The 12,730-nt window shown below is 63.5% G+C and carries 11 protein-coding genes; 5 read left to right on the top strand and 6 right to left on the bottom strand.

Translation table 11 applies throughout. From position 1 onward, the window contains the following. Positions 1-13: 13 nt before the first annotated feature. On the top strand, positions 14-922 hold the full coding sequence (locus ACSQ84_RS00380) for a ribokinase (RefSeq protein ID WP_436209667.1): 909 nt from the start codon (positions 14-16) through the stop codon (positions 920-922). Between the two features lie 35 nt (positions 923-957). On the opposite strand, the gene ACSQ84_RS00375 is transcribed toward ACSQ84_RS00380, so the two are convergent. Both ACSQ84_RS00375 and ACSQ84_RS00370 read right to left on the bottom strand, forming a co-directional pair. Continuing rightward, on the bottom strand, positions 958-1,944 hold the full coding sequence (locus ACSQ84_RS00375; RefSeq protein WP_436209666.1) for a sialic acid TRAP transporter substrate-binding protein SiaP: 987 nt from the start codon (positions 1,942-1,944) through the stop codon (positions 958-960). 100 nt (positions 1,945-2,044) lie between these two features. Then, a complete protein-coding gene (locus ACSQ84_RS00370; protein WP_436209665.1) occupies positions 2,045-3,280 on the bottom strand; it encodes an NAD(P)/FAD-dependent oxidoreductase in 1,236 nt (411 codons plus the stop codon). Between the two features lie 240 nt (positions 3,281-3,520). On the opposite strand from ACSQ84_RS00370, the gene ACSQ84_RS00365 reads away from it, so the two are divergent. Further along, positions 3,521-4,324, top strand: coding sequence for an enoyl-CoA hydratase/isomerase family protein (locus ACSQ84_RS00365; protein ID WP_436209664.1), 804 nt, complete (start codon positions 3,521-3,523; stop codon positions 4,322-4,324). Between the two features lie 139 nt (positions 4,325-4,463). Here ACSQ84_RS00365 and ACSQ84_RS00360 read toward each other — a convergent pair whose 3' ends face one another. Continuing rightward, positions 4,464-6,173, bottom strand: coding sequence for an IlvD/Edd family dehydratase (locus tag ACSQ84_RS00360; protein ID WP_436209663.1), 1,710 nt, complete (start codon positions 6,171-6,173; stop codon positions 4,464-4,466). A 171-nt stretch (positions 6,174-6,344) separates the two neighbouring features. Between ACSQ84_RS00360 and ACSQ84_RS00355 the strand changes: the two genes are divergently transcribed. Continuing rightward, complete coding sequence (locus ACSQ84_RS00355) at positions 6,345-7,352, top strand: Gfo/Idh/MocA family protein (protein ID WP_436209662.1); 1,008 nt, start codon at positions 6,345-6,347, stop codon at positions 7,350-7,352. Then, a complete protein-coding gene (locus ACSQ84_RS00350; protein ID WP_436209661.1) occupies positions 7,349-8,041 on the top strand; it encodes a GntR family transcriptional regulator in 693 nt (230 codons plus the stop codon). Before ACSQ84_RS00355 ends, ACSQ84_RS00350 begins: the two co-directional genes overlap by 4 nt. Before the next feature lie 139 nt (positions 8,042-8,180). Here ACSQ84_RS00350 and ACSQ84_RS00345 read toward each other — a convergent pair whose 3' ends face one another. Beyond that, entirely contained in the window at positions 8,181-8,999 is an 819-nt protein-coding gene (locus ACSQ84_RS00345; RefSeq protein ID WP_436209660.1) for an NAD-dependent epimerase/dehydratase family protein, read from the bottom strand. Positions 9,000-9,095: 96 nt separating this feature from the next. Between ACSQ84_RS00345 and ACSQ84_RS00340 the strand changes: the two genes are divergently transcribed. After that, complete coding sequence (locus ACSQ84_RS00340) at positions 9,096-10,061, top strand: SMP-30/gluconolactonase/LRE family protein (protein WP_436209659.1); 966 nt, start codon at positions 9,096-9,098, stop codon at positions 10,059-10,061. A 23-nt stretch (positions 10,062-10,084) separates the two neighbouring features. On the opposite strand, the gene bla is transcribed toward ACSQ84_RS00340, so the two are convergent. Beyond that, positions 10,085-10,975: a subclass B3 metallo-beta-lactamase gene (bla, locus tag ACSQ84_RS00335; RefSeq protein WP_436209658.1), complete on the bottom strand. Its 891-nt coding sequence runs from the start codon at positions 10,973-10,975 to the stop codon at positions 10,085-10,087. A gap of 151 nt (positions 10,976-11,126) precedes the next feature. Next, a complete protein-coding gene (locus ACSQ84_RS00330) occupies positions 11,127-12,557 on the bottom strand; it encodes an aldehyde dehydrogenase family protein (protein WP_436209657.1) in 1,431 nt (476 codons plus the stop codon). Positions 12,558-12,730: the final 173 nt, after the last annotated feature.

The raw sequence follows: 12,730 nt of genomic DNA, 5'->3' as shown, positions 1-12,730 counted from the left end.
TGTGGGGATAAAGATGGGACGCGTCTTCGTCGCCGGCAGCATCAACATGGATGTGGTGGCGACCGCCGACCGGCATCCGCAGATCGGCGAGACCGTCGCCGGCAAAGCGGTGCTGTATTTTCCCGGCGGCAAGGGCGCCAACCAGGCGGTGGCTGCGGCTAAACTCGGCGCGCCGACCACGCTGATCGGCCGGCTGGGCACCGACGCGTTCGGACAGCAATTGCGGGCGTTTCTCGCTGCGCAAGGCGTCGACCTCGCCTTCGTCAAGGACATTGCCGAGGCCCACACCGGTACGGCGCTCATCACCATCGCCAATGCCGACAACACCATCGTCGTCGTGCCCGGCGCCAACGCCCTGGTGAGTACCGAGGATATCGGCGCGCCCATTCTCGCCAAAGGCGACGTCGCAGTCAGCCAGTTCGAAATACCACAGCCGACGATCGGCGCTTTTTTCAAGCGCGCGCGGGCCGCCGGCGCGACCACCATTCTCAATCCCGCGCCCGCGGCCAAGTTCGGACGCGAGCTGCTCGATCTCGTCGACATCCTCGTTCTCAACGAGACTGAACTTGGGCTGCTCGCCGGCACTGAGCTTCGCGATACCGACGATGATACCCGCTTCATCGAAGCTGTCCGGTTGCTGCCGTCAAGTCGCGACCAGACCATCTGCGTAACGCTGGGCAGCCGCGGCGTGCTTGTCATGATCGACGGTCAGCCGTCGGTCATTCCGGGCCGCACGGTGAAAGCGGTGGACACCACCGGCGCCGGCGATTGCCTTGTCGGCGCGCTGGCGGCGCAGCTTGCCGGCGGAAAATCGATCCGCGACGCCCTCGCTTATGCCAATGCCGCGGCGTCGATCTGCGTGCAGCGGATGGGTGCAGCACCCTCGATGCCGACGGCGGCGGAAGTGGCGGCCATCATCTGACCCAGTCCCGCTACCTCCGCGTCAACGCCCAGCCGTCACTTCAGCGACTGCAATTCGTCGTACTGCGCCCGCGTCCATCCGGCGCCGGCGGCGGCGTCGTTGTGCAGCGGCACTGCGGCCTTCCGAAAAGCCTGACGATCCGGCTCGACCACGGTCATGCCGAGATTCCTGAGCTGTGTGGCCAAAACCCGCTCGGAAGCCTCGATCGCCTCTGTCGCTTTCGCGGCGGCCTCCTTCATCGTCTCCGCAAACAGCGTTCGCTGGTCCGGCGTGAGCTTGTTCCAGACATGACTGCCGACCACCGTGACCATCGATTCCGTGATGTGGCCGGTCAGCACGATGTGGCTCTGCACCTCGTAAAATTTCTTGGCCATGATCGTCGGCAGCGGATTCTCCTGACCGTCCACCAGGCCTTGCCGGAGCGCATAATAGACGTCGGAGAATGCGATCGGCGTTGCGTTGGCGCCGACCGATCTGGTGAACATCAGGACCAGCGGCGCCGGCGGCACACGCAGCTTCATGCCCTTCATGTCCTCGGGCTTGCCGATCGGCTTGTTGGCAGTGACATGACGCTGCCCGTAATAAGTCAGCGCGACGATCTTGTGCCGGGTCTTGTCTTCATAATCCTTCGAAAGATCGGCAAACAGCTTGCTGGCGCGATAGGCCTTCCAATGGTCGAAATCGCGCAGCATGAACGGCGCGCCGGTGATGCCGAGCGGCTTGTAGGTCGCCGCGACGAAGTTGATGCCGACATAGACGATATCGATGGTGCCGAGCCCAAGCCCCTCATTAAGCTGATTCTCGTTGCCGAGCCGGGACGCTGGAAACACCTCGATATCGAATTTGCCGTTGCTGCGTTTCCTGATCTCGCTCGCCGCCCACAGCGCTTCGGTGTGGTAGGGCTCGGTGATCTCATAGACATGCGCCCATCTCAGCTTGGTCTGGGCCGAAGCCGGGCCGGCCATGACCATCGCAAGGCCGACGGCGATGCTTAGCGTGAGACAGCGTATCCAGACGGACATGCCACCCTCCCCGAATGCCGGAAACCTCATTGACGGACCGCGCGGCGACAGCGTTGCTGAATCGGCGCGACGATGCAAGCGAACCGGCGGCGAACCCGACTTACGTCAGGGCACCCTTCAAATCGAAGCCAGGGTCGGCCGCCTGGGCTGGCGTAATCGAGCCGTTGGCCGCCAGCAGACGCCGCCCGAACATGTGATCCCCGGCGCGATTGACGGATTCGATGCCGACGAGATGGCCGGACTTGTAGCAGAAGGCGGAGAATGCCCCAGCCCCGCGATCGCCGCGCACCACCACCTGGTCATAGCCCGTCGTCAAACCCGCGATCTGAAGTTTGTGGGGACCCTGGTCGCTCCAGAACCACGGCAGCCCGTCATAGACTTTGGCATCGCCGGTCAGCCGCGCCGCGACGCAGCGCGCGTGATCGGTAGCGTTCTGCACGGATTCCAGCCGCAGCGATCCGCCAAAACGCGGGCTGGTATAGAGCGCGCAATCGCCGATTGCCGAGATATCAGGATCGGCCGTCAGCAGATGCTCGTCGACGATGATGCCGGCGGCTACCGGCAGGCCGGCTTCGGCCGCCAGTTCGACATTCGGCAAAACACCGACCCCGACCACCACGAGATCGGCAGGCAGATGCCGGCCATCGCTGAGGCTGACGCCGGTGACATTGCTGCCGTCGCTCTCGATGCTCGTGACTTGCACGCCGAGATGAATGCGAATGCCGGCCGCGGTGTGGCTGGTCTGAAAGAACTCGGAGATTTCCGCGGTCACCGCGCGCGCCATCACCCGGCTGGCGAGTTCGATCACGTCGACTTCGAGGCCCTTGCCCCGGGCGGTCGCCGCGAATTCAAGCCCGATGAAGCCGGCGCCGATCACGACGACGCGCTGACCGGCTCCGATCCGGTGCCGCAGCGCCTCGCTTTCGTCGAGAGTGCGCAGATAGCGCACGCCCTCCAGATTGGCATTGGGAATGTCGAGCAGGCGGTTGCGCGCCCCGGTCGCCAGCACCAGATGGCCGTAATCGAGTGAGGAACCAGAACCGAGCAACAGCTTATGTGCAGCGCGGTCGATCGACACCGCGCGGTCGGAGATCAAATCGATCTTCTGGTCGGAAAAGAATTTTTCCGGCCGGAACATCAGGCTGTCAGGCCCGCCGGTTCCCTTCAGATAGGCCTTGGACAATGGCGGCCGCTGATACGGCAGATGGCCTTCGTCGTTCAGAAGCGCGATGCGCTCGGCAAAGCCGTGCTGGCGCAGCGAGGCCGCGACCTGAAAGCCGGCGTGGCCGGCGCCGACGATTACAACAGGCCCTTGTACAACCGGTCCATGCGTCATCGGGACAACCCAATTGCTGGCGCATAGGAATTACCCATGTCGTCTCCTCTCACCGCCGATGTTGGCTTGCTCGCCTCGTGAGAGCGGCGCTCGTGTCCGCGTCCCGAACGATGGGCGGCCCCATTAGGCCTCAAGGTTTTGGATCGCGCAAGGGCATCCCTGCCCCTCCGGCCCGGGATTGTCACCTCCCGCCTTCTGCTATTTAAATGTCCTGCCCCGTCCCGAGCCGAGGATTTTCCGATGGCAACACAAGATCATACCGCTGCCCCATCCGATGAGCCGGCGCGGCTCACGATCGACGGTCCGATCGCGACCATCACGCTGAACCGCCCCGCGGCGTTCAACTCGATCGACCTGTCGATCGCCAGGAAGCTGGAACAGCTCGGCGCCGAGGTCGAGGCCAATGACGCGATAAGGGTGCTGGTGATCCAGGGCGAAGGCCGCGCCTTCAGCGCCGGCGGCGATTTGCAGACTATCGGCGCCGCGGCCGCGGCTGACACTATTGCGCCTGTGGTCGGCGAATTGCTGAAGCACTACCACGCCTTTATCGAAACTGTGCGGCGGATGCCGAAGATCGTGCTGTCGAGCGTGCACGGCTCGGCGGCCGGCGCCGGCATGGGACTCGCTTTCGTGACCGATCTCTGCATCGCCGCCGAGGATGCCCGCTTCACGCCGGCCTACGCCAAGATCGGGGTGTCGCCGGATGGCGGCAGCACCGTCGGCATGGTCGGCACCGTCGGCACCCGCCGTGCGCTGCAGCTATTTCTCGCCGAAGACAGTTTTTCGGCGCAGCAAGCCTACGATTGGGGGTTGGTCGCCCGGGTGGTTCCGGCCGCTGAGCTGAAGCTGGCGACGCAAAAGTTCGCCGAACGACTGGCACAGAATCCGCCAGCGGCGATCAGCGGCACCAAGTCACTGGTTTACCAGGCCGCGGTCACGCCGACCAAACAGCAGCTCGATGCCGAGGAGGAGAAGATTATCGCCGCGATGAACACCGACGAATTTCGGTTGGCGGTGAAGAAGTTCACCAGCAAGGGGAAATAGAGTGTCCTCGTTTGGCTGTCATCATCCGCGAAACCGGATGATCCAGTACGCCGCGGCCTCTCGGCTCAACCCACCGACGCCCGTTACTGGATGCCCCGCCTTCGCGGGCATGACGATCGAGGTGCGCTTCGATAGCCCCTCAGCCCTTGCCCTCGCCGCGCATGAAATCGAAGTCGCAGCCTTCGTCGGCCTGCAGGATGGTCTCGTTGAACAGATGCGCGTAACCGCGCTTGGCCCAATCGGGCGTCGTTGGCGGCGCCAGCGCAGCGCGGCGTTTTTCGAGTTCGGCATTGTCGACCATTAGATCGATGCTGCGTTTGGCGACGTCGAGCCGGATCATGTCGCCATTCCTCACCAGCGCCAGCGGGCCACCGACCGCGGATTCCGGCGTGATGTGCAGCACGATGGTACCGAACGCTGTCCCGCTCATGCGCGCGTCGGATATTCGCACCATGTCCTTGACACCGGCGCGGCCGAGCTTCTTCGGGATCGGCAGATAGCCCGCCTCCGGCATGCCCGGCGCGCCCTTCGGCCCGGCGTTGCGCAGCACCAGTATGTCATCGGCGTTAACGTCGAGCGCCGGATCGTCGACGCGCAGCGTCATGTCCTCGACCGATTCGAACACGACGGCGCGGCCGGTATGCTGCAACAGCCTGGGGCTCGCCGCCGAATGCTTGATCACGGCGCCGCGCGGCGCGAGGTTGCCGTGCAGCACCGCCATCGCGCCTTCCGGCTTGATCGGATTGCTGCGGGGACGGATCGCATCCTGCCCCGGCACTTCCTCCGCATTGGCCACGACATCGCGCAGCGTCGCACCGGTGATGGTTTTGGCATCGAGATCGATGAGATCGCCGAGCTGCGCCATCAGCTTCGGCAGGCCGCCGGCATGATGGAAGTGCTCCATATAATGTTCGCCCGACGGCTTCAGGTCGATCAGGACAGGCACTTCGCGCCCGAGCCTGTCAAAACCTTCGAGATCGATGCGGTGTTTGGTGCGGTTGGCGATCGCGGTCAGATGGATGAGCCCGTTGGTCGAGCCGCCGATCGCCTGCAGCACCACTTGCGCGTTCCGGAACGACGACGCGGTCAGAAACTCGCTCGGCCGCGGTCCCTTCGCCTTGGCCAACGCGGCGGCGACCTTGCCGCTCGCTTCGGCCGAACGGAAACGCTCGGCGTGCGGCGCCGGAATCGTCGCACTCATCGGCAGCGACAGGCCGAGCGCTTCGGTGATGCAGGCCATCGTGGAGGCCGTGCCCATCACCATGCAGGTGCCAACCGATGGCGCCAGCCGGCCGTTGACGGCTTCGATCTCGATATCATCGATTTCACCGGCGCGGTATTTCCCCCACAGCCGCCGGCAATCCGTGCAGGCGCCGAGCACCTCGCCCTTGTGATGCCCGACCACCATGGGTCCGACGGGAATCACGACGGTTGGCAGGTCCGCACTGACCGCGGCCATGATCTGCGCCGGCAAGGTCTTGTCGCAGCCGCCGATCACCACGATCGCGTCCATTGGCTGGGCGCGGATCATCTCCTCGGTATCCATCGCCATCAGATTGCGCAGATACATCGAGGTCGGATGCGAAAAGCTTTCGGCGATCGAGATGGTCGGAAACACCATCGGCATCGCACCGGTCAGCATCACGCCGCGCTTCACGGCCTCGATGATCTGCGGGACGTTGCCGTGGCAGGGGTTGTAATCGCTGTAGGTATTGGTGATGCCGACGATCGGGCGATTGAGCGCGTCGTCGGAATAGCCCATCGCCTTGATGAAGGCCTTACGCAGGAACAGCGAGAAGCCAGCATCGCCATAACTTGCCAGTCCCTTGCGAAGTCCATCATCAGCCATCTTGCCATTCCCTGTCGCTATGCGTTCGCACTTAAGGAGCCCGCTGGATTATTGTCAATATTGGGACATTCTGCGCTGAAACTGCGCCAGTCTCACCAATAATCATGCGATATTATTGACAATATGGCCACCGCGTGTTGATTTCCAGCGAATGACCGGAAGCGAGCATCCATGAACCAGCCGTTGCGCATTGGTCTTGTCGGCGCCGGCATGGTGAGCCGCCACCATCTGATCGCCTGGGCCAGTATAGCAGATCAGGCCCGCGTTGTTGCGGTCGCCGATCCCTCGGCCGACAATGCCGCGCGCCGTGCAACCGAATTCGAGATAACCAAGACCTACGCCAGCGCCGAAGCGATGCTGGCGGAGACCGAACTCGATGCCATCGATATCGCGGCGCCTCGCGAGATGCACGCGCCATTGGTCCGGTTCGCGGCAGCTAAGCGCCTGCCGGTGCTCTGCCAGAAGCCGCTGGCGCCGAACCTGCAGCAAGCGACCGACCTCGCCGCCGAGGTCCGCGACCTGACGCGGCTGATGGTGCACGAGAACTGGCGTTTTCGCGGATATTATCGCGACGCCGCGGCCTGGCTGCGCGAGGGCCGCATCGGCAACGTCAAGCAGGCGCAGCTCACGCTGCTGACGTCGGGTGTGCTGCCGGGAGCGGACGGTCTTTGTCCGGCGCTGGAGCGGCAGCCCTTCATGCGCCGCGAAAAACGCATGCTGGTCGCGGAGGTATTGATCCATCACCTCGATACGCTGCGCATGCTGCTCGGACCCCTGCGCGTGATGTCGGCTGCGCTTTCGCGCTCCAGCGATCAGCTCGTCGGCGAAGACGGCGCGGCGATCCAGCTCCAGACCGAGAACGGCGCCGGCGTCACGGTGTTTGCGAGTTTCGCGGCGCACGGGCATCCGGCCACCCAGATCGACCGGCTCGAAATCCTCGGCGACAAGGGCACCATCAAGCTGGATGGGCCGCAACTCAGCTGCGCGGGCGTTTCGCCGCAGGAGAGGGTTTACGATCTCGCCACCGAATATCAGGGGTCCTATAACCGGACGATTGCGCACTTCGTGCAATCGCTACGGGACAACACGCCGTTCGAGACTGCCCCGCAGGATAATCTTCAGACGTTGCGGCTGGTCGAGGATTGCTATCGGCTGTCGGGCTGGGAGGCTTTGCCATGAAGCCGCAGGCAGCATTGAGCGAGATTTCGGCGCTGACGCGCGAGGAAGAGCAGGCGGAAGTGATCCGCCGGCTCGAAGAGGACATCATCTTCGGCCGCTTCGCGCCGGGTTCACGGCTGGTCGAAGACACGCTGATGACGCGTTACCGCGCCAGCCGGCACTTCGTACGCCAGGGGCTGTTTCAGCTCGAACGCCAGGGCATCGTGCTGCGCGAGAAGAACATCGGCGCCACCGTGCGGTTCTATTCGGCCAAGGAAGTGCGGCAGATCTACGAGGTGCGGGAGATGCTGACGCGGCAGGCCGCGCTGATGATCACCCTGCCCGCACCCGCAAGCCTGATCGAGCAATTGAGCGAATTGCAACGGCAATACTGCGCCAAGGCCGACGCCCAGGATCTGCGCGGCATTCATGAGGCCAACGACGCCTTTCACGTCGCGCTGTTCTCCGCCTGCGGCAACCCCTATCTGGTGCGTTCGCTGCAGGACTACATGAACCTGACGCTGCCGATGCGCGCCAAGAATCTCGCCGACAGAGAGGGGCTCGCGCTGTCACGTCGCCAGCACGAATTCATGATCGAACTGCTGAGAGGCCGCGACAGCTGGGCGCTGGCGCAGCTCTGCGTGGATCACATGCAGTTCAGCAAGTCGGATTATCTCCGCCGCATCGCGGGGGATGGGGGCGCGGATTAACAGCTCATTCCGGGATGCGCCACTTGGCGCAGGCCTCAGATGCGCAATTGCGCATCGGGGAATCCAACAGGCCACCTGCTCTGTTGCACAATGCATTCCGGGTTCGCGCTCCGCACGCCCCGGAATGACGCCACTGGCCTCATTTCCAATCCACGATCCTGCTCTTGTCGCCATCAAACTCCAGGCCGCAGAACGTGCCGCCCTGGTAGTAGTCGCTGACCGGATCGGGCTTGAGCTTGGCCTGCTCGGCCATCGCATGCTCGCGATGATCTTCGCCGCGGCCGGTCGGGCGATAGCCGAGATCGTAGGCGCGGTGATTGTCCCACCAGGCGCGCTCGTTGTAGGAGGCGCCGTAGAAGATCTCGAAATGAATGTCGGGATGTTCGAGCCCGATCCGGCAGAGCTGCACCAGGTCTTCCGGCTTCAGCCAGATCGCGAGCCGGCGATGGTCGAGCGGCCTGTCGCCGAAATTGCCGATACGCAGGCACGTCACCCCGAGTCCGTGCTTATCGGCATAGAGCGCGCCGACCGCTTCGCCGAACACCTTGCTGACGCCATAGCGGCTGTCGGGGCGCGCGGTGACATCGGTGCCGATCCGGTGGTGGCGCGGGTAGAAGCCGACGGCGTGGTTGGATGAGGCAAACACCACGCGCTTGACGCCCTTCTTGCGCGCCGCCTCGAACAGATTGTAGCCACCGATGATGTTGGATTGCAGGATCTGGTCCCACGGGCCTTCGACCGAATAGCCGCCGAAGTGCAGGATGCCGTCGACGCCCTCGCAGATCGCCTCGACCTGCGCGGGATCGGCCAGATCAGCCGCCTTGAATTTTTCGCTCGCGCCGAGATCGGCAGGCGTCGCTAGATCGCTCAGCAGCAAATCCGGGTAGATCGGCGGCAACAGCTTGCGCAGGCTGGTGCCAATTCCTCCGGCGGCGCCGGTCATCAATATGCGTGGCATTTTCTTCCCTCTTTCTTACGACCCGATTTGCGGTCGCTGGCCGACAATGATAGCAAACCAATCTGCGAGGAAACGCAACAGCAACGAGAACAGCAAATGTCCGAGGCAACATCCCGCGCCGGCTGGCAGCCGGCGAGCTATTATCCCGATCCGGCGATCCATGCGCTCGATCCGCGTTTCGAGAAATATTGGCTGAAGCTCTCGGCGGTGGAACGGCTGACCACCGGCCTGCGCTGGGCCGAGGGCCCGGTATGGTTCGGCGACGGACGCTATTTGTTGTGCAGCGACATTCCCAATAACCGCATCGTCAAATGGGAAGAGGAGACCGGCGCCGTCAGCCACTACCGCAAGCCGTCGAATTTCGCCAACGGCCATACCCGCGACCGCCAGGGCCGGCTGATCACGTGCGAGCACGGCGGCCGCCGCGTCACCCGCACGGAATATGACGGATCGATAACGGTGCTGATCGACTCCTTCCACGGCAAGCGCCTCAACTCGCCGAACGATGTGGTCGTCAAGTCGGACGGTTCGATCTGGTTCACCGATCCGATTTTCGGCCTGCTCGGCAATTACGAGGGCTACAAGGCCGAGCCCGAACTCGACATGAATGTCTACCGCCTCGATGGTACGACCGGCAAGGCGACCATCGTTGCCGAAGGCATTTTGGGGCCGAACGGGCTTTGCTTCTCGCCGGATGAGAAGATTCTCTACGTCATCGAATCCCGGGGCGTGCCGACCCGCAAGATTCTTGCCTACGACGTCTCGCCCGGCGGCGACATGCTTTCCGACAAGCGTCTGTTCGTTGATGCCGGCCCCGGCACGCCCGACGGCATGCGATGCGACATCGACGGCAATCTGTGGTGCGGCTGGGGCATGGGCGATCCCGAACTCGACGGCGTGGTGGTGTTCGCGCCCGATGGCGTGATGATCGGCCGCATCGCGCTGCCCGAGCGCTGCGCCAATCTCTGTTTCGGCGGGCTGAAGCGCAACCGGCTGTTCATGGCCGCGAGCCAGTCGATCTACGCGCTGTATGTGAACACGCAAGGCGCGCTCGGGGGATAGTCGACGCCCTCGCCGTGCCCGCTTCAGCCCTTCTTTTCCTGCGCGGCGGCGGTTTGCTTGGCGAGGCCCTCTTCGAACGCCTTTTCCAGTGCCGCGGCATAGGCGTTGAACTCGCCGGGATTGACGAACGGATTGGGCGCGCCATCCGCGAGTTTGGCGCGCTTCTCTTGCATCTTGTACATCTCGGGATGTGGGGCGAGGAGTACATCCACCTTCATGTCCTTGGCCCGCGCGAATGTCTTGCGGTAATCGGCGACGATGCCGGGATAGGTCGGATTGGTGACGAGGCGATTCAGCGCCACGGTGCCGCTGCAGAAGATCAGGACTGAACGCGTGGCGTCGCCGTCCTTCACTGAAAATTCCCAGCTGGTGCAGCCCGGCGAATGGCCGGACGTTTCGCGTGCGATCAGCTTCACCTCGCCTGATGTAACCGTGTCGCCCTCGCGCACCGTGCGATCCACCTTGACCGGCGGAAACGCCAGCGCGGTGTCCTCGCGCGCGCCCGGATAGTAGCCGCCTTCGAGCAGCGGCTTGTCGGCCTCGCCCGCGACAAGTTGCGCACCGCTGGCCTGCTTCATTTCGGCAAGGCCGCCGGTGTGATCGATATGGGCATGGGTGTTGAGGAGGTACTTGATGTCGGTGATCTTGAAGCCGAGCTTCTCGATGTTGCCTTTGATCTGCGACGTCGCATCCGGCATGACCGTATCGACCAGGATGTGGCCCTGCGGCGACGTGATCAGATAGGATGCGAGGCCATTGGTTCCGACATAGTAGACGTTGCCGATCATCTTGAACGGCGGCGTCGGCTCGTTCCATTTCACCTTCAGCGCTGCGATCAGATCCTTCGGTGTCTGGGCCCGAGCTGCGCCGGTCAGCGGAATTAGCGCGACAAGCGCAATGACCAGTCTCCTCATGTCCGCTCTCCCTTTTATTTTTTTATCGTCGCGCCCCGCGGCGGTCGCTTGATGCGAGCTCAATTCGACGACGATGCACTCTAACGAAAATGCCGGCTGCTTTAGGGCAGCCGGCACTTTTTGGAATCGACGACGCTAGCGCCGGATCAGGTTACGCGGCGTTGTAGCCGGCGACCGCCTTCACTTCGAGGTATTCTTCCAGGCCGTACTTGCCCCACTCGCGGCCGTTGCCGGACTGCTTGTAGCCACCGAACGGCGCGGTGCGGTCGTTGGGCACGCCCTGCAGGTTGACGTTGCCGGCGCGGATCTGGCGGCCGACGCGGCGCGCGCTTTCCACGGTGTCACCGGTGACGTAACCGGCCAGACCATACGGCGTGTCGTTGGCGATCTTGACCGCTTCGGCTTCGTCCTTGGCACCGAGGATCGTGAGCACCGGCCCGAAGATTTCCTCGCGGGCGATGGTCATGTCGTTGGTGACGTCGGCGAAGATGGTCGGGCGCACGTAGAAGCCCTTGTTGACGCCCTCGGGGAGACCGGGACCGCCGGCGACCAGCGTTGCGCCCTCGTCGATGCCTTTCTTGATCAGCGCCTGGATCTTGTCCCACTGGATGCGGGACACCACAGGGCCAATGGTCGTGCCTTCGGCGCGCGGATCGCCCGCCTTGGTCTTGTCGGCAACGCTCTTCGCGATGGCGGCGACTTCCTTCATCTTCGACAGCGGCACGATCATCCGCGACGGCGCGTTGCACGATTGTCCGGAATTGTTGAACATGTGCATGACACCGCCGGTGACGGCCTTGGTGAGGTCGGCGCCTTCGAGGATCACGTTCGGCGACTTGCCGCCGAGTTCCTGGCTGACGCGCTTCACGGTCGGCGCGGCGCGCTTGGCGACATCGACGCCGGCGCGGGTCGAACCGGTGAACGAGATCATGTCGATGTCGGGATGTTCGCTCATCGCGGCCCCAACCTCGGGGCCGAGGCCGTTGACGAGGTTGAAGACGCCCTTCGGCACGCCGGCTTCATGGAGGATTTCCGCGAAGATCAATGCCGAGGTCGGGGTGAATTCCGACGGCTTCAGGATCATGGTGCAGCCGGCGGCGAGCGCCGGCGCGACCTTGCAGGCGATCTGGTTCAGCGGCCAGTTCCACGGCGTGATCATGCCGATGACGCCGACCGGCTCGCGCAGCACGGTGGCGGTGCCGACGTTTTCCTCGAAATGATAGTTTTTGAGAACTTCCAAAGTGGAAGCGATATGGCCGAGGCCGGCGCCGGCCTGCAGGCGCTCCGCCATCGGGAGCGGCGCACCCATTTCGTCGGATACGGCAGCACCAATGTCCTTCATGCGGGTCTTGTAGACTTCGATGATCTTCTCGAGTAGGACGACGCGCTCCTCGCGGCTGGTCTGCGAGAAGGTCACGAAGGCGCGCTTGGCGGCAGCGACGGCCTTGTCGAGGTCGGCCTTGGAGCCGAGCGCAACCTCATACATCGCCTCTTCGGTCGCCGGATTGACGACGGGCGTGGATTTCTTGACGGCGGGATCGACCCAGGCGCCGTCGATGTAGAATTGCAAGCGATTGACCATCGGAAACCTCGTTATTTCACAGGGCGGAAGGATAAAGGGAACGGGGGCGTTCGGCAGGCATCCTTGCACGAAAATCCCGGCAATTGAACCCGCCATATGCGGATTGCCGCGTTGCGGCGGGGCTGGATATAAGGTCAGTGGTGTAACGGATGCAAGGCGGTCGCTTCAGCATC

The organism is Bradyrhizobium sp. LjRoot220 (assembly GCF_964252915.1).
Classification (GTDB): domain Bacteria; phylum Pseudomonadota; class Alphaproteobacteria; order Rhizobiales; family Xanthobacteraceae; genus Bradyrhizobium.
The sequence above is the reverse complement of the archived record's forward strand: the minus strand, read 5'-3'. Positions and strand labels throughout refer to the sequence as shown.

Coding starts and splice junctions, on each gene's coding strand:
- ACSQ84_RS00380 (WP_436209667.1), top strand. CDS start 14: ATGGGACGCGTCTTCGTCGCCGGCAGCATCAACATGGATGTGGTGGCG.
- ACSQ84_RS00375 (WP_436209666.1), bottom strand. CDS start 1,944: ATGTCCGTCTGGATACGCTGTCTCACGCTAAGCATCGCCGTCGGCCTT.
- ACSQ84_RS00370 (WP_436209665.1), bottom strand. CDS start 3,280: ATGACGCATGGACCGGTTGTACAAGGGCCTGTTGTAATCGTCGGCGCC.
- ACSQ84_RS00365 (WP_436209664.1), top strand. CDS start 3,521: ATGGCAACACAAGATCATACCGCTGCCCCATCCGATGAGCCGGCGCGG.
- ACSQ84_RS00360 (WP_436209663.1), bottom strand. CDS start 6,173: ATGGCTGATGATGGACTTCGCAAGGGACTGGCAAGTTATGGCGATGCT.
- ACSQ84_RS00355 (WP_436209662.1), top strand. CDS start 6,345: ATGAACCAGCCGTTGCGCATTGGTCTTGTCGGCGCCGGCATGGTGAGC.
- ACSQ84_RS00350 (WP_436209661.1), top strand. CDS start 7,349: ATGAAGCCGCAGGCAGCATTGAGCGAGATTTCGGCGCTGACGCGCGAG.
- ACSQ84_RS00345 (WP_436209660.1), bottom strand. CDS start 8,999: ATGCCACGCATATTGATGACCGGCGCCGCCGGAGGAATTGGCACCAGC.
- ACSQ84_RS00340 (WP_436209659.1), top strand. CDS start 9,096: ATGTCCGAGGCAACATCCCGCGCCGGCTGGCAGCCGGCGAGCTATTAT.
- bla (WP_436209658.1), bottom strand. CDS start 10,975: ATGAGGAGACTGGTCATTGCGCTTGTCGCGCTAATTCCGCTGACCGGC.
- ACSQ84_RS00330 (WP_436209657.1), bottom strand. CDS start 12,557: ATGGTCAATCGCTTGCAATTCTACATCGACGGCGCCTGGGTCGATCCC.